The organism is Pseudomonas sp. MF08875 (genome assembly GCF_059862525.1).
Map to the genome: position 1 here is coordinate 20341 of NZ_JCBCUW010000012.1, position 21987 is coordinate 42327.

General features: G+C 62.6%; 18 protein-coding genes and 1 other RNA gene. 7 read left to right on the forward strand and 12 right to left on the reverse strand.

Translation table 11 applies throughout. The features are described 5' to 3' along the window. The first annotated feature begins 15 nt into the window (after positions 1 to 15). The 3 genes from ccoS to hemN all read left to right on the forward strand — a co-directional run bounded on the left by ccoS (position 16) and on the right by hemN (position 2437). Complete coding sequence (gene ccoS, locus AC19YT_RS09060; RefSeq protein WP_500610131.1) at positions 16 to 246, forward strand: cbb3-type cytochrome oxidase assembly protein CcoS; 231 nt, start codon at positions 16 to 18, stop codon at positions 244 to 246. Further along, entirely contained in the window at positions 239 to 922 is a 684-nt protein-coding gene (locus AC19YT_RS09065) for a sulfite exporter TauE/SafE family protein (protein ID WP_500597480.1), read from the forward strand. The genes ccoS and AC19YT_RS09065 overlap by 8 nt, the downstream gene beginning before the upstream one ends. 132 nt (positions 923 to 1054) lie before the next feature. Further along, positions 1055 to 2437 carry an oxygen-independent coproporphyrinogen III oxidase gene (gene hemN / locus AC19YT_RS09070; protein WP_095107607.1) on the forward strand — a complete coding sequence of 461 codons (1383 nt, stop codon included), beginning with the start codon at positions 1055 to 1057 and terminating at the stop codon, positions 2435 to 2437. Between the two features lie 86 nt (positions 2438 to 2523). Here the strand turns inward: hemN and AC19YT_RS09075 are convergent, their stop codons facing one another. Continuing rightward, the gene (locus AC19YT_RS09075) at positions 2524 to 3021 is read right to left on the reverse strand and encodes a pre-mRNA-splicing factor CWC21 (protein ID WP_176465054.1); all 498 of its coding nucleotides are present in this window, start codon (positions 3019 to 3021) and stop codon (positions 2524 to 2526) included. Positions 3022 to 3194: 173 nt separating this feature from the next. Between AC19YT_RS09075 and fnrA the strand changes: the two genes are divergently transcribed. Together fnrA and AC19YT_RS09085 are read left to right on the forward strand one after the other, a co-directional pair. Beyond that, the gene (fnrA, locus tag AC19YT_RS09080; RefSeq protein WP_095107606.1) at positions 3195 to 3929 is read left to right on the forward strand and encodes a Crp/Fnr family transcriptional regulator FnrA; all 735 of its coding nucleotides are present in this window, start codon (positions 3195 to 3197) and stop codon (positions 3927 to 3929) included. 75 nt (positions 3930 to 4004) lie between these two features. Next, on the forward strand, positions 4005 to 4553 hold the full coding sequence (locus AC19YT_RS09085; protein ID WP_500597484.1) for an adenine phosphoribosyltransferase: 549 nt from the start codon (positions 4005 to 4007) through the stop codon (positions 4551 to 4553). A gap of 35 nt (positions 4554 to 4588) precedes the next feature. Here AC19YT_RS09085 and recR read toward each other — a convergent pair whose 3' ends face one another. The 4 genes from recR to dnaX all read right to left on the reverse strand — a co-directional run bounded on the left by recR (position 4589) and on the right by dnaX (position 8921). Beyond that, positions 4589 to 5191 (reverse strand): recombination mediator RecR, encoded by a 603-nt coding sequence (recR, locus tag AC19YT_RS09090; RefSeq protein WP_095107604.1) that lies wholly within the window; start codon positions 5189 to 5191, stop codon positions 4589 to 4591. A 77-nt stretch (positions 5192 to 5268) separates the two neighbouring features. Next, positions 5269 to 6303, reverse strand: a complete 1035-nt coding sequence (gene curA, locus AC19YT_RS09095) for an NADPH-dependent curcumin/dihydrocurcumin reductase (protein WP_095107603.1) — start codon at positions 6301 to 6303, stop codon at positions 5269 to 5271. 148 nt (positions 6304 to 6451) lie between these two features. Next, on the reverse strand, positions 6452 to 6790 hold the full coding sequence (locus AC19YT_RS09100) for a YbaB/EbfC family nucleoid-associated protein (RefSeq protein WP_500610132.1): 339 nt from the start codon (positions 6788 to 6790) through the stop codon (positions 6452 to 6454). A gap of 64 nt (positions 6791 to 6854) precedes the next feature. Beyond that, the gene (gene dnaX, locus AC19YT_RS09105; RefSeq protein ID WP_095107602.1) at positions 6855 to 8921 is read right to left on the reverse strand and encodes a DNA polymerase III subunit gamma/tau; all 2067 of its coding nucleotides are present in this window, start codon (positions 8919 to 8921) and stop codon (positions 6855 to 6857) included. Between the two features lie 145 nt (positions 8922 to 9066). Here dnaX and AC19YT_RS09110 point away from each other — a divergent pair, with 145 nt between their 5' ends. Continuing rightward, a complete protein-coding gene (locus AC19YT_RS09110; protein ID WP_500597487.1) occupies positions 9067 to 9834 on the forward strand; it encodes a substrate-binding periplasmic protein in 768 nt (255 codons plus the stop codon). Here the strand turns inward: AC19YT_RS09110 and AC19YT_RS09115 are convergent. Further along, entirely contained in the window at positions 9831 to 11531 is a 1701-nt protein-coding gene (locus tag AC19YT_RS09115; protein WP_500597488.1) for a putative bifunctional diguanylate cyclase/phosphodiesterase, read from the reverse strand. The genes AC19YT_RS09110 and AC19YT_RS09115 overlap by 4 nt on opposite strands. Positions 11532 to 12153: 622 nt before the next feature. On the opposite strand from AC19YT_RS09115, the gene AC19YT_RS09120 reads away from it, so the two are divergent. Then, the gene (locus AC19YT_RS09120) at positions 12154 to 12468 is read left to right on the forward strand and encodes a helix-turn-helix domain-containing protein (RefSeq protein WP_095107599.1); all 315 of its coding nucleotides are present in this window, start codon (positions 12154 to 12156) and stop codon (positions 12466 to 12468) included. A 216-nt stretch (positions 12469 to 12684) separates the two neighbouring features. Here AC19YT_RS09120 and ffs read toward each other — a convergent pair. From ffs to AC19YT_RS09150, 6 genes are all read right to left on the reverse strand, one after another. Next, positions 12685 to 12781: signal recognition particle sRNA small type (gene ffs, locus AC19YT_RS09125), an RNA gene on the reverse strand. A 126-nt stretch (positions 12782 to 12907) separates the two neighbouring features. After that, positions 12908 to 14074 (reverse strand): zinc-binding metallopeptidase family protein, encoded by a 1167-nt coding sequence (locus tag AC19YT_RS09130; protein ID WP_095107598.1) that lies wholly within the window; start codon positions 14072 to 14074, stop codon positions 12908 to 12910. A 63-nt stretch (positions 14075 to 14137) separates the two neighbouring features. Then, complete coding sequence (gene ligA, locus AC19YT_RS09135) at positions 14138 to 16495, reverse strand: NAD-dependent DNA ligase LigA (RefSeq protein WP_500610133.1); 2358 nt, start codon at positions 16493 to 16495, stop codon at positions 14138 to 14140. Between the two features lie 84 nt (positions 16496 to 16579). Continuing rightward, complete coding sequence (gene zipA / locus AC19YT_RS09140) at positions 16580 to 17434, reverse strand: cell division protein ZipA (RefSeq protein WP_095107596.1); 855 nt, start codon at positions 17432 to 17434, stop codon at positions 16580 to 16582. Between the two features lie 304 nt (positions 17435 to 17738). Next, positions 17739 to 21227: a chromosome segregation protein SMC gene (gene smc, locus AC19YT_RS09145; RefSeq protein WP_500597492.1), complete on the reverse strand. Its 3489-nt coding sequence runs from the start codon at positions 21225 to 21227 to the stop codon at positions 17739 to 17741. Positions 21228 to 21229: 2 nt separating this feature from the next. After that, complete coding sequence (locus AC19YT_RS09150) at positions 21230 to 21889, reverse strand: GntR family transcriptional regulator (RefSeq protein WP_095107594.1); 660 nt, start codon at positions 21887 to 21889, stop codon at positions 21230 to 21232. Between the last annotated feature and the right edge of the window lie 98 nt (positions 21890 to 21987).

Sequence of the window (21987 nt, forward strand, 5' to 3'; positions counted from 1 at the left end):
GCACGGAGTCCAGCCATGCCAGCGCTTTACGTAATGATCCCGGCCGCGCTGTTGATCGTCGCCATCGCGGTCTACATCTTCTTCTGGGCCGTGGACAGCGGCCAGTACGACGACCTCGACGGCCCGGCCCACAGCGTGCTGTTCGACGACCAGGACCCCAAGCACCTGGCCGCCGTCGAGCAGGCCGATGGCCCGCCGAACACCCCAACCCCTCCTACCGACAAAGACCAGGCCCCCCATGCTTGAACTGGCACCGCTGCTGGTTTCCGCGCTGATCCTCGGCCTGCTCGGCGGCGGCCATTGCCTGGGCATGTGCGGCGGCCTGATGGGCGCCCTCACCCTGGCCATCCCCAAGGAACAACGGGCGCGACGCTTTCGCCTGCTGCTGGCGTACAACCTGGGGCGCATCCTCAGCTACGCCACCGCCGGCCTGCTGATAGGCCTGGCCGGCTGGGCCGTGGCCAGCGGCCCGATGGCGACGGTCATGCGCGTCCTCGCCGGGTTGCTGTTGATCGCCATGGGCCTGTACCTGGCGGGCTGGTGGAGCGGCCTGACCCGCATCGAAGGCCTCGGGCGCGGCCTGTGGCGGCATATCCAGCCGTTTGCCAACCGTTTGCTGCCGGTATCCAGCCTGCCTCGCGCCTTGTTGCTGGGCGCACTGTGGGGCTGGCTGCCGTGCGGGCTGGTCTACAGCACCCTCCTGTGGGCGGCAAGCCAGGGCAACGCCGTGGACAGCGCCTTGCTGATGCTCGCCTTCGGCCTCGGCACCTGGCCCGTATTGCTAGCCACGGGGCTGGCCGCCGAGCGGGTCACGGCGCTGCTGCGCAAGCGCAGCGTGCGCATGGCCGGTGGCCTGCTGGTGATCCTGTTCGGCTTATGGACACTGCCCGGCCCGCACCAGCATTGGCTGATGGGGCACTAGCGTTTTCCTGCCCGCGCGGCCATGCGACCGAGCGTCTCAGGCCCCCGGACAGCGTTGATACAAATCAAGATGACCATCATGTGAACCCCCTAGACTCGCTGCCATTGCAAGCCTATCCGGGGGAACGCCCGCATGCTCGACGCCATTCGTTGGGACTCAGACCTGATCCACCGCTACGACTTGGCGGGGCCTCGGTACACCTCTTATCCGACCGCCGTCCAGTTCGGCAGCCAGGTCGGCACCTTCGACCTGCTCCATGCCTTGCGCGACAGCCGCAAAGCCGTGCGCCCACTGTCGCTGTATGTCCACGTGCCGTTCTGCGCCAACATCTGCTACTACTGCGCCTGCAACAAAGTCATCACCAAAGACCGTGGCCGCGCGGCGCCCTACCTGCAACGCCTGGAGCAGGAAATCCAACTGATCGCCTGCCACCTGGACCCCAACCAGACCGTCGAGCAACTGCACTTTGGCGGCGGCACGCCGACCTTTCTCAGCCACGACGAGTTGCGCCAGTTGATGGCGCAATTGCGCAAGCACTTCAACCTGCTGGACGACGACTCCGGTGACTATGGCATCGAGATCGACCCGCGCGAGGCCGACTGGTCGACCATGGGCCTGTTGCGCGAGCTAGGCTTCAACCGTGTCAGCATCGGCCTGCAAGACCTCGACCCCGAGGTGCAGCGGGCGGTCAACCGCTTGCAGAGCCTGGAAGAAACCCGCGCGGTGATCGAAGCGGCGCGCACCCTGCAATTTCGCTCGATCAATATCGACCTGATCTACGGCCTACCCAAGCAAACCCCGGAGAACTTCGCCCGCACCGTGGAAGAAGTGATCCGCCTGCAACCGGACCGGCTCTCGGTGTTCAACTACGCCCACTTGCCCGAGCGGTTCATGCCGCAACGGCGCATCAACAGCGACGAACTGCCGGCCCCGGCCGACAAACTGCGCATGCTCGAACGCACCATCGAGCAACTGACCGCCGCCGGTTACCGCTACATCGGCATGGACCACTTCGCCCTGCCCGACGATGAACTGGCCATCGCCCAGGAAGAATCGACCCTGCAACGCAACTTCCAGGGTTACACCACCCACGGCCATTGCGACCTGATCGGCCTGGGCGTGTCGGCCATCAGCCAGATCGGCGACCTGTACTGCCAGAACGCCAGCGACTTGAACCAGTACCAAAACGCCCTGGGCGGCGCCCAACTGGCCACCAGCCGTGGGCTGATCTGCAACCAGGACGACCGCTTGCGCCGTGAGGTGATCCAGCAGTTGATCTGTCGTTTCAGCCTGGACTTCTATGAGATCGAGCAAACCTTCAACATCGACTTCAAAGGCTACTTCGTGCAGCTCTGGCCGCAATTGCAGGCCATGGCCGATGACGGTTTGATTGAACTGAACGACGAACGCATTCAGGTATTGCCCGCCGGTCGCCTGCTGGTGCGCTCGGTGTGCATGGTGTTCGATGCGTACCTGGAACAGCAGAATCGCCAGCGGTTTTCGCGGGTCATCTGAAGAACTAACCCGGTAGTCAAAAGCCTGAGCCAGGGGGAGCAAACAGGTTTACCTCCCCCCCAAAAAAAGAAGTCAGGCGCGGCGCGTCATTTTGCCGCCAGGGTGCCTGCCTTCATCGCTGCTTCCGGGCTGGCGTCTTTTATTGCCTTGAGCAGAGACGCATTAGCGCTAGTCAGGCCGGCGTTCAATGCCGAAAGCGTCGATTGCAGCGCACTGACTTTGGCTTGCATCTGCTCCGGGCTCAGGCTCTTATCCGCCATTGCCGCCTGCATCTCGGCCATTTTCTCGGCGATCTGCTGCTTCAACGCGCGAATGGTCTTGAGGATTTCCTGGATGTTCTTGTCCAGGCCACTCTCCTCGATATCGCTATTGCTCTGGTCGGCTTTCTTGGCCTCAGCCGCCATCTTCAGCGCCGCCCCGGAAAAGGTCACCGACACCCCTTCGGCCGGCTTGCTGGCATCGACCGCCGCCACCGCGCCCTGCTCTTTCGTCGCACCCGCATCCTTCTCAACGGTATTAGCTGCGGAACCGACGACCGGCGAAAAGCCATTTCCGCCGATAGTGACGCCCCCTATAACCCACATAATTCAAGCTCCTTGACAGTTCTGGCGATAGCTTTTGATCGGCCGCTACCGGGAAAACTTGAGAGCACCCGGGCAAAACATGGCCGCATGCCATTACGCGATAGGCTGGCTTCAATGTCCTCCCGTGAGTTACCCTTGCGACTTATGTGTGATTTCCCACAAGGATTTAAGAAATGTCCGAGCCAGTTAAACTGCGCGCTCACAACCAGGCTCATTGCAAGGATTGCAGCCTGGCTCCTCTCTGCCTGCCACTTTCGCTGAATCTGGAAGACATGGATGCGCTGGACGAAATCGTTAAACGCGGCCGCCCACTGAAAAAGGGCGAATTTCTATTTCGCCAGGGCGACGCCTTCGATTCCGTCTTTGCAGTACGCTCAGGCGCCTTGAAGACCTTCAGCCTCAGCGACAGCGGCGAAGAACAGATCACCGGGTTCCACCTGCCCAGCGAACTGGTCGGCTTGTCGGGCATGGACACCGAAAAGCATCCGGTGTCGGCCCAGGCCTTGGAAACCACGTCGGTATGTGAAATCCCCTTTGAGCGCCTCGACGAACTGGCCCTGCAACTGCCCCAGTTGCGCCGCCAACTGATGCGCGTGATGAGCCGCGAGATCCGCGACGACCAGCAAATGATGCTGTTACTGTCGAAAAAGACCGCCGACGAGCGCATCGCCACCTTCCTCGTCAACCTGTCGGCGCGTTTCCGTGCGCGTGGGTTCTCGGCCAATCAGTTCCGCCTGAGCATGTCGCGCAACGAAATCGGCAACTACCTGGGCCTGGCGGTGGAAACCGTGTCGCGGGTGTTTACCCGTTTCCAGCAAAACGAACTGCTGGCGGCCGAAGGCAAGGAAGTACACATCCTCGACCCGATCCAACTCTGCGCCCTGGCGGGCGGTTCGGTCGAAGGCTAACCCCTGCCCGGCCGCGCCATCAGGCGTGGCCGCGGTTATACTGCCGCGTTTGTAGCCCTGCCTGGACTCCCGACGATGCCCTTCGACAGTTTCGACATCAAATCCCTAATCCGCCCCGTGGTGGACTTCCCCAAGCCGGGCGTGATTTTTCGCGACATCACCCCGCTGTTCCAGTCGCCCAAGGCCCTGCGCCTGGTGGCCGACAGCTTCGCCCACCGCTACGTTGAGGCCGATTTCAGCCATATCGGTGCGATGGATGCCCGCGGGTTTCTGATCGGCGCGATCATCGCCTACCAGTTGAACAAACCCCTGGTGCTATTTCGCAAGCAGGGCAAGTTGCCGGCCGACGTTCTGGCCGAGGGCTACCAGACCGAATACGGCGAAGCCTTCCTGGAAGTGCATGCCGACAGCCTGTGCGAGGGGGACTCGGTGCTGATGTTCGATGACCTGATCGCCACCGGCGGCACCCTGATCGCCGCCGCCAACCTGGTGCGGCGCATGGGCGCGCGGATTTTTGAAGCCGCCGCCATCATCGACCTGCCGGAACTGGGCGGTTCCCAACGCCTGCAAGACATGGGCATCCCGACGTTCTGCCTGACCCAGTTTGCGTTGACCGACAAGTAAGGGTTACGGCTACCTACCCGGGGCAATCCTGCCGCCTACAAAGCGATGGGTTTGCGCCCGGCAAACGAGTGGGCCAGCGTACCGCCATCCACCAACTCCAACTCGCCACCCAACGGTACCCCGTGGGCGATGCGCGAGGCGATCAGGCCTTTATTGTTGAGCAGTTGGGCGATGTAGTGCGCCGTCGCCTCCCCCTCTACTGTCGGGTTGGTGGCCAGGATCACTTCGCTAAAGCTCCCCTGCTCTTCGATGCGCGCCAGCAGTTGCGGAATGCCGATGGCTTCCGGGCCCAGCCCATCCAGCGGCGACAAGTGGCCCTTGAGCACAAAATAGCGGCCGCGATAACCGGTCTGCTCTACCGCGTACACGTCCATCGGCCCTTCCACCACGCACAACAGCGTGTCGTCGCGACGCGGGTCGGCGCATTGCGGGCAAAGGTCGTCCTCGGTCAGCGTGCGGCACAGGCGGCAGTGGCCCACCCCTTCCATGGCCTGGCTCAGGGCCTGGGCCAGGCGCGAGCCGCCGCTACGATCGCGCTCAAGCAGTTGCAGTGCCATACGCTGGGCGGTTTTCTGACCCACGCCTGGCAAAGTACGCAGGGCGTCGATCAGTTGGCGAATCAGGGGGCTGAAGCTCATGGGAAAAAGTCCGACAAAAACAACGAGACGCGGTTTATACCCGCGCCCCCGGCCAGCGTCAAATGCCGGCCCGCCCGTCAGCCCTGGGCCACCCGTACCACCAATTTGCCGAAGTTACGCCCCTCCAGCAGGCCGATGAACGCCTCGGGCGCATGCTCCAGGCCTTCGACCACGTCTTCGCGAAACTTCACCTTGCCCTCGCGTACCCAGGGCGCCATGGCACTGATGAATTCCGGCTGGCGATCGCCATAGTCGTCAAACACGATAAACCCCTGGATCCGCGCCCGCTTGGTCAGCAGAGTGCGCTGCAATAGCGGCAGGCGATCCGGCCCGGTGGGCGCCACGTGGGCGTTGTATTGGGCGATCAAGCCACACAGCGGGATCCGCGCCCGCGGGTTGAGCAGCGGCACCACTGCATCGAAGACCTTGCCTCCGACGTTTTCGAAGTAGATATCGACGCCCTTGAAACAGGCCTGGGCCAGTTGCTCGGCGAAATCCTCGCGCTTGTGGTCAATGCAGGCATCAAAGCCCAACTCCTCGACCACATAGCGGCACTTGTCCGCGCCGCCGGCCACACCCACCACGCGCAAACCCTTGATTTTCGCCACTTGGCCGACCACCGAGCCCACCGCGCCGGAGGCGGCCGCCACTACCAGGGTTTCCCCAGCCTTGGGCTGGCCGATATCCATAAGGCCCATGTAGGCCGTCATGCCGGGCATGCCCAACACACCCAGGGCCATGGAAGGGCTGGGCAGGCCCGAGGGCACCGGGATCAGGTTGCGCCCGTCTGAGATGCTATGGCTTTGCCACCCTGTGACGCCCACCACCAAGTCGCCCGCCTCGAAGCGCGGGTTGAGCGAACGCTCGACCCGGCTGACAGCGCCACCGGTCATCACCTCGTCGATTTCTACCGGCGCCGCGTAGGACGGAGCGTCGCTCATACGTCCGCGCATGTAGGGGTCCAGCGACAGGTACAGGGTCTTGAGCAGTACCTGGCCGTCGGCCAAGTCTGGCAACGCCACGCGCTCCAGGCGAAAGTTCTCGGGCACCGGCGCGCCAGTCGGGCGCGAGGCCAGGACTACGCGCTGATTGAGGGTCAAGGGCTGGGACATGAAATCGTCTCCTTTGGGTAAGGGATGGGACGGTACAGGTAGCAGACCGCTATTAGCGACCGACGGTTCGATGTTTCTGGTGCGCCAATAAAAATGCCAGGCACGAGGCCTGGCATTTTGTGTAGCTCATCGGATGCGCGGAGGCGAATCAGAACGGCAATTTCATGCCCGGCGGCAACTGCATGCCCGCGGTCATGCCGGACATTTTGTCCTGGCTGTTGGCTTCGATCTTGCGCACTGCGTCGTTGACCGCGGCGGCGAACAGGTCTTCAATCACTTCGCGGTCGTCTTCGCTGACGCCTTCAAGCAGCGTCGGGTCGATGCTGACGCGCTTGACGTCATGGCGGCCGGTCATCACCACGGTAACCATGTCGCCACCTGCCTTGCCGGTCACTTCGGCGTTGGCCAGTTCTTCCTGCATCTTGGCCATTTTTTCCTGCATCTGCTGCGCCTGCTTCATCAGGCCGGCCATGCCACCTTTCATCATGGGAATCACCTCAAAGTACTTGGATAAACACAGCACCCGGCCAGGGGGCCGGATGCCCTTCAGTTCATGAGCCCTGGCTCACCGGGGCGTCGACGGGCTCGATAGTATCCTGGCGGACCACCGCGCCAAACTGCTGGATCATCTGCTGGATGAGCGGATCGCCATGGATCGACTCCTGCGCCTCGCGCTGGCGCTCGCCGCGCCGGCGTGAGGCTGCCTGGGCTGGGGTTTCCTGCTCGGGCTTAATCAATTCAATGCTGATGGTCAGCGTGCGCTGGTGATACTGGTTCAGCGCATCGTTGAGGCGCCGTTGCTGGGTGGCGTTGAACAACGCACTGTGGGCCGGGTCCAGGTGCAGCAACCAGTGGTCGCCCTCCACCGCCATCAAGGTGCAGTTGGCGGCGATGCTGCCGGTCATGCCGGAAATCGGCAGTTTCGGGAACAGGTGCAACCACTCCAGCGCCAGGCCGGTGGCCGGCGCGGCGGCGGGCAACGGCTCGGGTTCGGCGGCCGGCTCGGCGGTGTGTTCGCTGGCCAACTCATCGAGGTAGCTGTAGGCCGAGTCCATGTCCGGCTCGATGTAGTCCTCGTCCAGCGGCGGCTCGTCGTCCAGGTCCGCGCCCGGCGTGGCGGCATCCACCTCGGCCACGGAAGGCTCGGGGATAGGCGCGGCGGCCCACTCGGGGGCGTCCGGCACCACGCTGTCGGGGGTCAGGGCCGGCATGGGGGTCAGGTCGGGTTGTTCGGCGACCGTTTCCAGCACCGGCTCGCTGGCGGGCTGTTGCTCGTCCTGGGGTGCAACCGGGTCGTTCCAGGGCAGGTCGACCACTTCCTCGGCCGGTGCAACCGCTGCGACCACAGGCTGCACCACAGGCGCAACCGACTCAGGCGCGGCGACAACTGCCGACGCAACCGGCGCAACCTCTACCGGAGTGGGGGCCACGACGGCAGCCACACGCGGTGTGGCTGCCACTGCGTTGGCGGAATCAACTGTGGCTTGGCTGATTCCCACTGGCTTTAGCGGCTGCCTCGGTGCGTCCTGGCTGTCCGCCGGGCGGAAGGCCAGCATGCGCAACAGGACCATTTCAAAGCCGCCGCGCGGGTCTGGCGCCAGGGGTAGGTCACGGCGCCCGATCAGGCCCATCTGGTAGTAAAACTGCACATCCTCGGCTGGCAAGGCCTGGGCCAAAGCCAACACACGGTCGCGGTCGCCATGGCCGTTATCAACGCCTTCGGGCAAGGCCTGGGCGATGGCCACGCGGTGCAGCACGTTGAGAATTTCCGAGAGCACGCCGTTCCAATCTGGGCCCTGCTCCGCGAGGTGGCGCACGGCTTCGAGCAAGCCCTTGGCATCGCCATCGAGCAGCGCATGGAGCACGTCATACACCTGGCCGTGATCGAGGGTGCCGAGCATCGCCCGCACGTCCGCCGCCATCACTTTGCCTTCACCGAAGGCGATGGCTTGGTCGGTCAGGCTCATGGCGTCGCGCATCGAGCCATCGGCGGCGCGGCCCAACAGCCATAGGGCGTCGTCCTCGAACGGCACGTTTTCCACCCCGAGCACATGGGTCAAGTGCTCGACCACGCGCTCGGGGGTCATATTTTTCAGCGAGAACTGTAGGCAACGGGACAAAATTGTTGCAGGAAGTTTCTGAGGGTCCGTGGTCGCAAGGATGAACTTGACGTAGGGCGGCGGCTCTTCAAGGGTTTTGAGCAGCGCGTTGAACGAGTGGCTGGAGAGCATGTGCACTTCGTCGATCAGGTAGACCTTGAAGCGCCCGCGGCTAGGGGCGTACTGCACGTTGTCCAGCAACTCGCGGGTGTCCTCGACCTTGGTGCGGCTGGCGGCGTCGATCTCGATCAGGTCAACGAACCGGCCCTCGTCGATCTCCCGGCACACCGAGCAGGTGCCACAGGGGGTGGAGGTGATGCCGGTTTCACAGTTCAAGCACTTGGCAATTATCCGCGCAATGGTAGTCTTGCCCACCCCGCGCGTGCCAGTGAACAGGTAGGCGTGGTGCAGCCGCTGGCTGTCCAAGGCATTAATCAGAGCCTTGAGCACATGGGTCTGGCCGACCATTTCGCGGAACGAGCGCGGGCGCCATTTACGTGCAAGAACCTGATAACTCATCGAAAACCGTCGCAACTGGGAAGCGGGAGCCGCCAATGCTAGCGGAGCAAGGGCGAAATTGCATCCGGCGTGCTCGCCTAATCTGGCTAAGCTGCTTTCGGGGCGGGGTTTAATCGGCCCTTAGCGTGCTCAACACGGAGTGTTTATGTATTGGATATGGGCCGCCCTGATGCTGCTAAGTAGCGACAGCATCGCCGCGCAAACGCCCCTGCGGTTCGCCATCAGCGACAGTTGGGCCATGCCGATGGTGCAGATCGACCAGGGCAAGCCGACCCAGGGCATCCTCCACGACATGATGGTGAGCCTGGCCACCCAGGTCGGGCACCCCGTCGAGTTCCACGTCATGGCCCGCGCCCGGGTACAAACCGCCATGGAGCACGGCGATATCGATGTGCGCTGTTATGCCGCGCAGTCGTGGCTGCCGAACCAGTCGGGGGATTACATCTGGAGTATCCCGCTACTCTTCCAGCGTGACTGGCTGGTCAGTACCAACGCCCACGCCACACCGGTGACCCTCGAAAGCCTGGCGCCGCAAAACATCGGGGCCGTGCTCAATTACACCTACCCCAGTTTGCAGCCGCTGTTCGACAGCGGCCACCTGTACCGCGACGACGCCCGCAGCCAGGAGCAGGTCCTGGAAAAACTGCTGGCCGGGCGCTACCGCTACGCGGTAAGTAACCAGTGGAGCCTGGATTGGTTCAACCAGAAGCTCAGCGCCGAGCAGCGCCTGCAAGGTGTGGCCATCCTCCAGGAACAAAGCGTGGGTTGCTACGTGCGCAACGATCCGAAACTGCCGGTACAACGCATCCTGCGCACTTTGCTGAAGATGAAGATGTCGGGGGAAATCGACGCCATCATCCAGCTCTATACCGGCTCCGTGGAGCAGGACCCGGACGCCTTCGCCCAGCCCTAGGCCTCTTGCGCCAGCGCCTGCCACTGCGCCGGGGCCCGGAACCCCGCCACCCAGCTCGACACTTCTGCCGCCGGCATCGGCCTTGAAATGAAATAGCCCTGGGCCACTTCACAGCCCAACCCCAGTAACAATTGGCCGTGTTCCAGAGTTTCCAGGCCTTCGGCAACCACCTCGCGGCCAAACGCCCGCGCCAGGCCGATCACCGCTGTGGCCAGGGCCAGGTCGTCCTTGTCATTGAGGATGTCGCGCACAAAGGATTTGTCGATCTTGATGGTGTGAGTGCTCAGCCGCTTGAGGTAGCTCAGGGACGAGTGGCCGGTGCCGAAATCCCCCAGGGAGAAGCGCACACCCAGGGCCTGGCACTCTTCCAGGCAAGTGCTGACGTGTTGGATGTTCTCGATGGCTACGGATTCGACGATTTCCAGGTCCAGCAATTGCGGCGACACACCCGGGTGACGCCCCAGGATGATCTTGAGGCGCTCAACGAAATCCGTGCGCTGGAAGTGCCGCGCCGCGATATTGATGGTGACCGGCCAGCGCTGCCCCACGCTTTGCCATTGCAGCAGCTGCTGCAAAACCTGCTCCATCACCCATTCGCCGATGTCGACGATCAGGTCGGTTTCGCGCACCAGCGGCAGGAAATCCCGAGAGGGCACCATGCCGTTTTGCGGGTGCCGCCAGCGCAGCAGCGCCTCGAAGCCCACCACCTCGCCCGCACGCATGTTGACCCGCGGCTGGAAATGCAAAAACAGCTCATCAGCCGCCAAAGCCTGGCGCACGCGCTCGACGGTCTGGTGGGTGACCTTGACCTCGCGATCGCGGGACACATCGAACAGATGAAAACGGTTGCGCCCACTCTGCTTGGCCACGTACATCGCCTGGTCCGCATGGCGCAGCAGGGTTTCGGCGTCTTCGTTGTCGCCCGGGAACAGGGTCACGCCAATACTGGCGAACACGTTGATGTCCTTGCCCTGTATCGAATACGGCGCCGACAGCGCCCCCAATACGCGGTGCAGGGCGGCGCGCAGCTCCACCAGGTCACGCACGTAACGCAGGATCAGGACGAACTCATCCCCTGCCAACCGCGCCACCACATCTTCGCCGCGGATGATGCCGCGCAGGCGCTTGGCCACTTCCACCAGCAGCAAATCGCCACTGGCGTGGCCGTAGCCATCGTTGACGGCCTTGAAGCCGTCCAGGTCGAGCATGCACACCGCCAGCGGAATATTCTCGACCCGGGAGAAATCCAGGGCCTGGTCGAGCAGGTCCGAGAGAAAGGCGCGGTTGGGCAACCCGGTCAGCACGTCATGGCCGACGCGCCACTGCAGGGAATGCAAGAGCTGGCGTTTTTCGCTGACATCGAAGCGGATCGAAACATAACGCTGCACCCGCCCGGTCACCTCATCGAGCAAGGGCACTACGGTGCTATCGACCCAATACAGGCTGCCGTCCTTGGCGCGGTTGCAGATTTCGCCTTTCCAGATATGGCCCAAGGCGATGGTGCGCCACATGGTGCAGAAGAACTCCGCCGGATGAAGGCCGGAGCTGAGCATGCGGTGGTCCTGCCCTAGCAGTTCCTGGCGGCTATAGCCGGAAATCAGGCAGAACTGATCGTTGACGTGCGTGATGCGCCCGGCAAGGTCGGTTTCGGAGAAGATGGCGGCTGCATCCACAGCCCTACGGTATCGCTCATCCATGAGTCAGGCCTGTTGTCGCTAGCGGTTTGACCGCTCGACCAGAGCTGGCGCCCGGAAGAGATGATAAGGAGTGCTGGGTAACGCCGTGTTCATACCCGGTGCGCCCGGCATGGCGACACGCCACTGCACGCCCGCGAAAGTTTGTTCAACAAGAATGACCGACAAACTTAAACGCACATTAAAGCTCCATAAACAGCATTCAATACACCCACCCCGGAATCGACACGGGGCGGGTTGATGGGCCTGTTACACGCAAGATAAAGCGGTTGTTCACCCCAGGGTCCAGGCGCCTAATGTTCCTAATGTTTTAGCGGGCATTTCCCGCACAGGAATGAAGTTCAACTAGGGTTAATGACGCAATCAGGCAAATCTGGAGCAAAACAGGTCGATGACAATTGGCCAATACCTTCACTCACTGCCAAGTGCCTGTTTTAAATGAATAACACGGCAGCAATGATTCCTATTCGTCAAACCTGTTCTCTCAACGCAGTTCACCGATTGTCAGCCCGGAGTGCCGATTCTACGAAATACATCACATTTTGCAAAGCAAGGTGATGAATCATGGCGTTGTCTAATGCGAAGATTTATCGTTAAGTTCTTGATTCTAAATGGGAATTAAGCGATGCAAATTTCAAGTTTGGGTCCAGCCATCAGGCGTTACCGCAAGGTAGCGGGGCTTACTCAGGCTGAACTAGGTGAAAAAACCGGTTTTGATCCTAAAACCATCAGCCGCTTCGAAACCGGCACCTACACACCCAGCGTTGAAGCCCTGTTCTTGCTTGCCGATGTGCTGGGGGTAAAACTGAAAGCCTTTTTCGCGGATCTGGGCGATGAAGACGAACAGCGAGCCTACTTGTTCGGTGTCATACACAAAGCCACCCCGAAGGATCTGGGAAAGCTGATCGCAGCGGTAGACCAGGCCTTGTCCAAGCCTTAGTGCCCAGTAGAAAAAAACAAGGCGCGGTTATCGCCCCCGGTAACTGTGCCTTGAATATTTGCGCGCCACTTGTCGGGCGCGCAGGCGCACATTGCGGACACAGACAAACCTCACTCGCAGTGAGCGAAATTCAAAAGAAGACAGAGAGGGGAATCAGGACTACCAGCAGCAGACGCTCAAGGCCGATAAGCAAAAGGCTTGGCGTTAAGGTGGCGACCCCACCAGCCACACCCCGGCACACAATGTTCCCGCTGTGGCTGCTGCCTTCCGGCTCTGACCAGGTTCACGGGTAATCGTTGCGGGGGGACCGATGGGGTCACCATAACGACGCTCGCCAGCAGGCGAGCCGCGCCATTGTACCGATCTGACGAGAAGTTACAACCACCGCCTTCAGATAAAAAAACCAGGGCACTCAAGCACTTGTGCGATACGCCCGGCCCTACTGGCTTTGCACCACGGCCTCGGCCCGCCCGCCCGCCTGCGCAATCACCAAGTGCACGAAATGCAGTTTGGCAATCACCGCCGCCGGCAGCACAAAAGGGTAGAAATCCGGCTGCCCCATGCTGCGCGACAACTCGTTGAGCATGCCCGCCAATTCGATCCAGGCGTTGACGAACGCCAAAAACATCGGCCCGCCGGGATGCGTCGGGTCGTAGAGGGTTTCGAGGGGAAACGGTTGGTAGTCCAACTCCATTTCCCGGGCGCTCATGCCAAAGCCCAGAGCCGTATCGACCGCATCCATCATGTGCAGGTAGTGGGCCCAGGTTTCCGCCCAGTCCTCCCACGGGTGCATGGTTGCGTAGGCGCTGACGAACCCCTGCTGCCAGTGCGTCGGTGCACCTTCCTGGTAATGCCGCTCCAGGGCTTGGGCATAGCTGTCGCGCTCATCGCCGAATACGCGGCGGAACGGCCCCAGCCACTGGCTGCCCGCGATTAACCGATCCCAATAGTAATGGCCCACCTCATGGCGAAAATGCCCGAGCAAGGTGCGGTAGGGCTCGCCCATCTGCACCCGCACCCGTTCGCGGTGAGCGTCGTCGGCTTCCTTGATGTCCAGGGTGATCAGGCCGTCGGCATGGCCGGTGGTGGGGTTGCGCCCTTGCAGGTCGGTGCCGACGAAATCGAAGGCCAGGCCCGTCGCCTCGTCCTCGCGCTTGGCGATGACCGGCAAGCCCAGGTCGAGCAACTGCGCGACGAGGCGGCGCTTGGCGATTTCTACCTTGCGCCAGTGCTCGTGGTTTTCTACCAAGGAAAGATCGGGGATGGTGCGATTCAATCGGCATGCCACGCACAAGCCCTGGCCCTCCCCGGCCGGCACCAGCCAATTGCAGGCCGCCGGCGTGTCGAGATTGGCGCAGCGCACAAAGGCGCCGGCCTGGGGATCGGCGTCCAGCCACCAGGTTTCGGGCGAATCGGCCGGTTGCAGCGACGTCAGCCGCCCCGGCACGGGTTGATAGCCTAGGGCCGCGGAACAGGCCAGGCACTGGCTGTTACGGAAAAACAGCGCCTGGCCGCAGCGGCACGCCCAAACCTTACTGTTGCGCGATGGCCCGCTCGCAAAGGGGGCGGCGATGCGCGAGCCGAGCTGCTCGAAGAAGCGGTACATGGCGATTTCCTCCAGTGGTCTGCACTAGATCAACGCCCCGCATGGATCGTTCCCACGGGCCGCTTACACCGCGATGTTGTGCTGCCCCAAGAAGGCAACGAACGCCGCTTCATCCAACACCTTGAGCCCCAGCTCATTGGCCTTGGCCAACTTCGAGCCCGCGCCCGGCCCGGCCACCACGCAATGGGTCTTGGCCGACACCGAGCTGGCGACCTTGGCCCCCAGGCTTTCCAGTTTGACCTTGGCCACGTCGCGGCTCATCAGCTCCAGCGAACCGGTCAGCACCCAGGTCTGCCCCGCCAGCGGCAAGCCTTCGACCTGTTTTTTCTCGCTCTCCCAGTGCATGCCGAACGCCTTGAGCTGAGCCTCGATGCTCAGGGCCAGGGCGACGTGGTGTGGCTCATCGAAAAACGCACGCACAGCCTTGGCCTGCTTCTCGGGCAGGGCCTGGCGCATGTCCAGCCAATCGGCGTCGATCACCCCTTGCAAGGTGCCGAACTTGTCGGCGAGCTTCTTCGCCCCACCCGGCCCCACCGAAGGAATGTTGAGCTTGTCGATCACGCCGTCGAGGGTGGCGCTGGCCGCGAACTCGGCCGCCAACTCACCCTGCTCCTGGATCTGCAAGCCGCGCTCCAACAGTTGCTCGATCACCGCGCGGTTGTGGGCGTCCTCAAAAAAGCTGTGGATTTCGTGGGCCACTTCCAGGCCAACATCCGGCAAGTAGGTCAACACCTGCGGCAAGGCCTGTTGAACGCGCTCAAGGGAGGCCAGGGAGCGCGCCAGCACCTTGGCGGTCTCCTCGCCCACATCGGGGATGCCCAGGGCATAGATGAAGCGCGCGAGGCCCGGGCGCTTGCTGTCGGCGATCGCCGCCAGCAGGTTGTTGCTGGACAGCTCGGCAAAGCCTTCCAGGCCCACGATCTGCTCGAAACGTAGGATGTACAGGTCCGCAGGCGAACGGACCAAGCCTTCGTCCACCAACTGCTCGACGCTTTTCTCCCCCAGGCCTTCGATGTCCATGGCCCGGCGCGAGACGAAATGGATAATCGCCTGCTTGAGCTGCGCACCGCAGGCCAGCCGCCCGACGCAGCGATACACCGCGCCCTCGCTGAACGTTTCACGGCCCTTGCTGCGCTTAACCAGTTGTGTGCGTTCAACATGAGAGCCGCACACCGGGCAGCACTCGGGGATCTGCACCGGCCGGGCATCGGCCGGGCGGCGCTCGGTGACCACTTGCACCACTTGCGGGATCACATCGCCGGCGCGGCGGATAATCACCGTGTCACCGATCATCAGGCCCAAGCGTGCCACTTCGTCCATGTTGTGCAATGTCGCATTGGCCACCGTGACCCCGGCCACCTTCACCGGTTTCAAGCGCGCCACCGGCGTGACGGCGCCGGTGCGGCCGACCTGGAACTCCACGTCCAGCAGCTCGGTGAGCTCTTCCAGCGCCGGGAATTTATGGGCAATCGCCCAACGCGGCTCGCGCGCGCGAAAGCCCAGCTCACGCTGCGCCGCCAGGCTGTTGACCTTGAACACCACACCATCGATTTCGTAGGGCAGCGCATCGCGGCGCGCGCCGATGTCGCGGTAGTAATCCAGGCACTGTGCGATGCCGTTGGCCAGTTTCAACTCGTGGCTGATGGGCAAGCCCCAGGCCTTGAGCTGTTGCAGGTTGCCGATGTGGGTGTCGGCGAACTCTGCCGAGACCTGGCCCAAGCCATAGCAGCAGAACTCCAGCGGGCGGCTGGCAGTGATCTTCGAGTCCAATTGGCGCAGGCTGCCCGCCGCGGCGTTGCGCGGGTTGGCGAAGGTTTTGCCGCCGGCCTCAAGCTGCGTGGCGTTGAGGCGTTCGAAACCGGCCTTGGACATATAGACTTCGCCGCGCACTTCCAGCGTGGCCGGCCAGCCAGAACCCTTGAGCTTGAGCGGAATATTGCGCACGGTGCGCACGTTGACGCTGATGTCCTCACCCGTGGTGCCGTCGCCGCGGGTGGCGCCGCGCACCAGCACGCCGTCCTGGTACAGCAGGCTGACCGCCAGGCCATCGAGCTTGGGTTCGCAGCTGTACTGCACCTCGGCGCCCGCGCCAAACAGGTCGCCGGCCGGCAAGTCGAGGCCCTCGACCACCCGCCGATCGAACTCGCGCATGTCGGCTTCTTCAAAGGCATTGCCCAGGCTGAGCATCGGCATTTCATGGCGCACCTGGGTGAACGCCGACAGCGCTGTGCTGCCCACACGTTGAGTAGGCGAGTCGCTGGTGACCAAGTCCGGGTGGGCGGCTTCCAGGGCCTTGAGTTCGTGGAACAGGCGATCGTATTCGGCATCCGGGATGCTCGGTTCGTCGAGGACGTGGTAGCGGTAGTTGTGCTCGTCCAGTTCGGCACGGAGTTCCAAGATGCGGGTTTGAGCGGCGGTCATGGGGGTTTTCTCAAAATGCAAAAGAGCAGCCGAGGCTGCTCTGTGTTTATTCAATGCGGCGCCAGCCAACCCGGCGCCGGCGACTCAACGCTTCTGGGTCAGGGCGCGGCGCTCGAACTCGACGATGCGCTGGCGATAGTGCTCGATGGTCTGGGCGGTCAACACGCTGCGCTGGTCGTCCTTGAGCTCACCATTGAGTTCCTGGGACAGCTTGCGGGCGGCGGCGACCATCACGTCGAACGCCTGTTTGGGGTGACGCGGGCCCGGCAGGCCAAGGAAGAAACTCACCGCCGGGGTGCTGAAGTGGTCGATATCGTCCAGGTCGAACACCCCTGGCTTGACCGCGTTGGCCATGGAGAACAGCACTTCGCCGTTGCCAGCCATGCTTTCGTGGCGGTGGAAAATATCCATCTCACCAAAGCGCAGGCCGCTTTCCAGGATGTTCTGCAACAGGGCCGGGCCCTTGAAACCGCCGCTGTCGCGGCAGATCACGCTGATGACCAGGACTTCTTCGGCCTGGGGTTGATCTTTTTCCGCGGCAGCCTTGGCCACCCGCGGCTCTTCGGAGAAATCGGTGTCGCGGGCACTGAAACCTGGGCCTTCTTCCAAGTCCAGGTTGAGGTTCAAGTCGCCCTGCTGTGGCTCGCCGCCACGCTTGCCACGTTTACTGCCCGCTTCACGGGGCTCGCGGGCCGGCATGCTGACGGATGGCAAGTCATGCTCATCCAGTTGCGGTTCTTTATGGTTGTCCAGCACACGGGGCGGCCCCAGCAGCTCAGCGCCGCCGCTGTCGTCATCGGGCAAATTGGACAGGTTGCGGTCCAGGCGAAACTTGAGTTTGCCCTTGCCGCCGCGCATGCGGCGCCAGCCATCGAAAAGAATACCGGCAATGACAACAATGCCGATGACGATCAGCCACTCGCGCAGACCGATTTCCATGTAATCCCGTGCCTCTATGAAAAATGCTGATGAATAAAGGGTTTAGCAAGCTGCAAACCCCTTTAAAACGTGGCGCCAACTCTATGTTCTGACAGGCGTTTTGCCCACGCATACGAAAAATTGACATTAAACTAGCACGACCAAAGAGAACTTTACACCGTCTGTCAATGTTGACACGCAAATTGTGTCATTTAGCCATCTTCGTGCTGGACGGTAAAAGCCCTTACAGCAGCAGTAGATTAAACCCTACAAACCACAAGCCAACTACCTACCCGCTTGCAGCATGCCACTTACAACTTGCCGCCTAACTTTCCACCATAGCCATCGCTTCTTCGACGTCCACCGCCACAAGCCTTGAACAGCCTGGCTCATGCATGGTCACCCCCATCAACTGATCGGCCATTTCCATGGCGATCTTGTTGTGGGTGATGTAGATGAACTGCACGGTCTGCGACATCTCTTTGACCAACCGGGCGTAGCGTCCAACGTTAGCGTCATCCAGCGGTGCGTCAACTTCGTCGAGCATGCAGAACGGCGCCGGGTTCAACTTGAAGATGGCAAATACCAGCGCCAGGGCCGTCAGGGCTTTCTCTCCGCCGGAGAGCAAATGAATGGTGCTGTTCTTCTTGCCCGGTGGGCGCGCCATGATCGTTACCCCTGTATCGAGTAGATCTTCGCCCGTCAGTTCCAAATAAGCGCTGCCGCCACCGAAAACTTTTGGAAAGAGTGCCTGTAGCCCACCATTGATCTGGTCGAACGTGTCCTTGAAGCGGTTGCGGGTTTCCTTGTCGATCTTGCGGATCACGTTTTCCAAAGTGTCGAGGGCTTCCACCAAGTCGGCATTCTGGGCATCCAGATAACGCTTGCGCTCCGATTGCTGCTGGTATTCGTCGATGGCCGCGAGGTTGATCGCCCCCAGCCGCTGGATACGCGCCGCGATGCGTTCCAACTCTTCTTCGGCCTCTTTCTCGTTTGCTTGAGCGGCCAATGTGGCCAATACGCCATGGAGGTCGTAACCATCTTCCAATAACTGGTCTTGCAGGGCCGCGCGCCGCACGGTCAAGGCCTGCCACTCCATGCGTTGCTGTTCCAGTTGGCTGCGGATCAACTGTGACTGCTGCTCGGCCTGGCTGCGGCGTTTCTCGGCGTCGCGCAACTCGCGGTCGGCATCTTCCAGGGCAATTTGCGCGGTCTTGAGTTCGACGTCCACGGTCATGCGTTTGTCGAGCAACTCTTCGAGTTTGAGGCGCAATTCTTCCAGCGGCGCCTCGCCCTCTTCCAGGTTGAGGCTCAGCTGTTCGCGCTTCTCGCTCAGGCGTTCTGATTGCAGCTCCAGGCGTTCCAGGGCCTGGCGCGTGGAGTCGTGCTGCGCCTTGAGCGAACCCAGGCGTACCGCCAATTGATGGGCGTGATCCTTATGGCTGCGGGACTCCTGGCGCACACGGTCAAGGCGCTCGCGCAGGCTGTCGCGCTGGGCCAACAGCAGTTCGCGCTGCTCGGTGTCCAGGGCCATGCTGTCGAGGGCCTCTTGCAACTGCAAGCGCGCTTCGCCGACCTGCTCGTGCTCCAGGGCGCGCTGTTCGCCCAACTCCGTCAGTTCCTCGTCGAGGCGGCTGCGGCGCAGGGTCAACTGCTCAGCTTTGGCCTTGCCGGCGGAGAGCTGGGCCTTCAATTCGCCTTGCTGGCGTGCTTCGTCCTGCAACAAGCGGCGCAGGTGTTCGCGGCCGTTTTCCTGTTGGCGCTGTTGGGCGCGCAGGGTTTGCAACTGGGTCTCGAGGCTTTCGACCAGGGCTTCGCGTTCTTCGCGTTCCTCCCCCAGACGCTGGATTTCCTGGCCCCGGGCCAGCACCCCGCTTTCGGCTTCGCTGGCGCGGCGCACCCGCAAAAAGTGCCGGCCGACCCAATAACCGTCACGGCTGATGAGGCTTTCGCCCGCCGCCAGTTGGCCGCGCAGCGCCAGGGCCTGGTCCAGGCTTTCCACCGGCCGCACCTGGCCCAGCCACGGCGACAGATCGGCCCGTGCCTCGACTTTGTCCAGCAGGCTGCCCGGCACCCGCACGCCGTCGCGGGCGGGGCTGAGCAGGCGCAAATCGCCCTGCTGGAACCCCGCCAGGTCGACCCCGGCAAAATCGTCCACCAACACCGCTTGCAGGTCGGCGCCGAGCACGGTTTCCACCGCCAGCTCCCAGCCTGCTTCCACGCTCAGGCCTTCGGCCAGGCGCGGGCGCTCGGCCAGCCCTTGCTCACGCAACCACTGCGCGGTGCCGGTGCCTGGGTCAAGCGCCGCTTGCTGCAAGGCTTCCAGGGAAGCCAAGCGGCCGTTGAGGCGCTGCAACTCGCCCTGGGCCTGCTGCTGGCTCTGGCTGGCGCGCTGCAAGTCCTGGCGCAGTTGTTCCAGGCGTTCGACCTGGGCTTCTTCGCTGGCCTGCAAATCTTCGAGGGTGGCTTCGCTGGCGGCCAGTTGTTCGTTGAGTTCGAGGATCGCTGCATCTTCCGGGTCGGCCGCCAGCAAGGCGCGTTCTTCGCTCAAGCGGCGCTGCCGGTCGGCCAGGCGCTCCATGCTGGTTTCCAACTGCTGGATGCGCGATTGCTGAACCTGGGCCTGGCGCTGCGGCTCGGCGCTGCGCAGGTTGAAGCTGTCCCATTGCTCTTGCCAGCCATGCATGGTGGCTTCGGATTCTTCCAGGGCCGCGGCAGCCTCCTCGGCGGCGGCGCTGGTGACTTCCTGCTCCGGGGTGAGCAAACCCAGCTCTTCGCCCAGGGTCAGCAGCAAGGTGCGGTCGTGGCCCAGGTGCGACTCGGTTTCCAGGCGTGCGCGCTCGGCTTCCTTGAGATCGTCCTGCAATTGGCGCAAGCGTTGCTGGCCGTGCTGGATGCTCTGCTCGACGCGGGCAATGTCGCCGCCTACGGAATAGAAGCGGCCCTGCACCAAGTTGAAGCGCTCGGACAGTTCATGGTGCCCGTCGCGCAGGCGCTCGATGCTCGCGTCCGCGTTGCGCTGCTCGGCCACCAGCGCCTCGAAGCTGACTTCCTGGTTACCAATGATCGCCTCGCGCTGCCCCACTTGCTCGTTCAGCGCCTGCCAGCGCAGGGCCGAGAGTTGCGCCTTGAGCTGGCGCTCCTCGCCCTTGTATTCCTGGTACTTCTCGGCAGCCTGGGCCTGGCGGTGCAGGCGTTCGAGCTGGCGTTCCAGCTCTTCGCGCAGGTCGGTCAGGCGCGCCAGGTTTTCGTGGGTGCGGCGGATACGGTTTTCGGTTTCGCGGCGCCGCTCCTTGTATTTGGAGATGCCCGCCGCTTCTTCGATGAAATTGCGCAAATCCTCGGGTTTGGCTTCGATCAGCTTGGAGATCATGCCCTGCTCGATGATCGAGTAGCTGCGCGGCCCCAGGCCAGTGCCGAGGAAGATATCGGTGATGTCGCGGCGTCGGCACTTGGTGCCGTTGAGGAAGTAGCTGTTCTGGCTGTCGCGGGTCACTTTGCGGCGGATGGAGATTTCCGCGTAGGCCGCGTACTCGCCCACCAGGGTGGCGTCGGAGTTGTCGAACACCAGCTCGATGCTGGCCTGGCTCACAGGTTTGCGGCTGGTGGAGCCGTTGAAGATGACGTCGGTCATCGACTCGCCGCGCAGGTTCTTCGCCGAACTCTCGCCCATCACCCAGCGCACGGCATCGATGATGTTCGACTTGCCGCAGCCATTAGGCCCGACGACCGCGGCCATGTTACTGGGGAAGTTCACCGTCGTGGGGTCGACGAACGACTTGAACCCCGCCAACTTGATGCACTTGAGCCGCACGCTTAGGCATCCGCCAACGCAGAGAGCATCAGGTTGCAACTGCGCTGGGCGTAGGCCGAGAGCACGATACGGATGTGCGGCAGGTCACGGGCCATGACGGCGCCCAGCAGTTGCTCGAACAGTTCCAGATACTCGCTCATCTCCGACTTGCGCTGCTCCAGGGCCAGGAAATACGCGCGGCTCATGGCCGGTTGCAGGTTTTCCACGGTCTCTTGCAGGTACGGGTTGTTGGCGAACGGATAGGCGGCGCGCATCACGCTGAAACTGTCGTCGACAAAGGTGCGGATGTCCTGGCGCTCATAGCTGGCGGTCAGGCGCTGCTGGATTTGCAAAAACGGCGCCAGGTCCGCCTGCACCAGCCAACCGCTGGCCACGGCGTTGCCCAACAGGATGTACAGCTCGCTCATCAACGTACACAGGCTTTGCAGCTTGTGGGCGGTGAGTTCGGTCACGTGGGCGCCGCGTCGCGGCAGGATGGCGATCAGGTGGCGGCGTTCCAAGATCAGCAGGGCTTCGCGGACCGAACCGCGGCTGACATTAAGCGCCAGCGTGACCTTCTGTTCCTGGATCCGCTCCCCCGGCTTGAGGTCCCCGCGAATGATGCGTTCGGCGAGGTGGTGAGCAATTTGCTCGGCGAGGCTGTCCGGCGCCTTGAACGTCATGGTTTTCCTTCGAAATCTTCGATCAGTACAAGCGGCGCAGTGTAGCGCAATTGCCGCTGATGGCGCAGGGCCCGCACGGCGCAATTGGCATGAAATAC

Coding starts and splice junctions, on each gene's coding strand:
- AC19YT_RS09065 (WP_500597480.1), top strand. CDS start 239: ATGCTTGAACTGGCACCGCTGCTGGTTTCCGCGCTGATCCTCGGCCTG.
- ccoS (WP_500610131.1), top strand. CDS start 16: ATGCCAGCGCTTTACGTAATGATCCCGGCCGCGCTGTTGATCGTCGCC.
- hemN (WP_095107607.1), top strand. CDS start 1,055: ATGCTCGACGCCATTCGTTGGGACTCAGACCTGATCCACCGCTACGAC.
- AC19YT_RS09085 (WP_500597484.1), top strand. CDS start 4,005: ATGCCCTTCGACAGTTTCGACATCAAATCCCTAATCCGCCCCGTGGTG.
- AC19YT_RS09150 (WP_095107594.1), bottom strand. CDS start 21,889: ATGACGTTCAAGGCGCCGGACAGCCTCGCCGAGCAAATTGCTCACCAC.
- dnaX (WP_095107602.1), bottom strand. CDS start 8,921: ATGAGTTATCAGGTTCTTGCACGTAAATGGCGCCCGCGCTCGTTCCGC.
- recR (WP_095107604.1), bottom strand. CDS start 5,191: ATGAGCTTCAGCCCCCTGATTCGCCAACTGATCGACGCCCTGCGTACT.
- ligA (WP_500610133.1), bottom strand. CDS start 16,495: ATGACCGCCGCTCAAACCCGCATCTTGGAACTCCGTGCCGAACTGGAC.
- AC19YT_RS09130 (WP_095107598.1), bottom strand. CDS start 14,074: ATGTACCGCTTCTTCGAGCAGCTCGGCTCGCGCATCGCCGCCCCCTTT.
- AC19YT_RS09120 (WP_095107599.1), top strand. CDS start 12,154: ATGCAAATTTCAAGTTTGGGTCCAGCCATCAGGCGTTACCGCAAGGTA.
- AC19YT_RS09100 (WP_500610132.1), bottom strand. CDS start 6,790: ATGATGAAAGGTGGCATGGCCGGCCTGATGAAGCAGGCGCAGCAGATG.
- fnrA (WP_095107606.1), top strand. CDS start 3,195: ATGTCCGAGCCAGTTAAACTGCGCGCTCACAACCAGGCTCATTGCAAG.
- AC19YT_RS09075 (WP_176465054.1), bottom strand. CDS start 3,021: ATGTGGGTTATAGGGGGCGTCACTATCGGCGGAAATGGCTTTTCGCCG.
- zipA (WP_095107596.1), bottom strand. CDS start 17,434: ATGGAAATCGGTCTGCGCGAGTGGCTGATCGTCATCGGCATTGTTGTC.
- AC19YT_RS09110 (WP_500597487.1), top strand. CDS start 9,067: ATGTATTGGATATGGGCCGCCCTGATGCTGCTAAGTAGCGACAGCATC.
- curA (WP_095107603.1), bottom strand. CDS start 6,303: ATGTCCCAGCCCTTGACCCTCAATCAGCGCGTAGTCCTGGCCTCGCGC.
- AC19YT_RS09115 (WP_500597488.1), bottom strand. CDS start 11,531: ATGGATGAGCGATACCGTAGGGCTGTGGATGCAGCCGCCATCTTCTCC.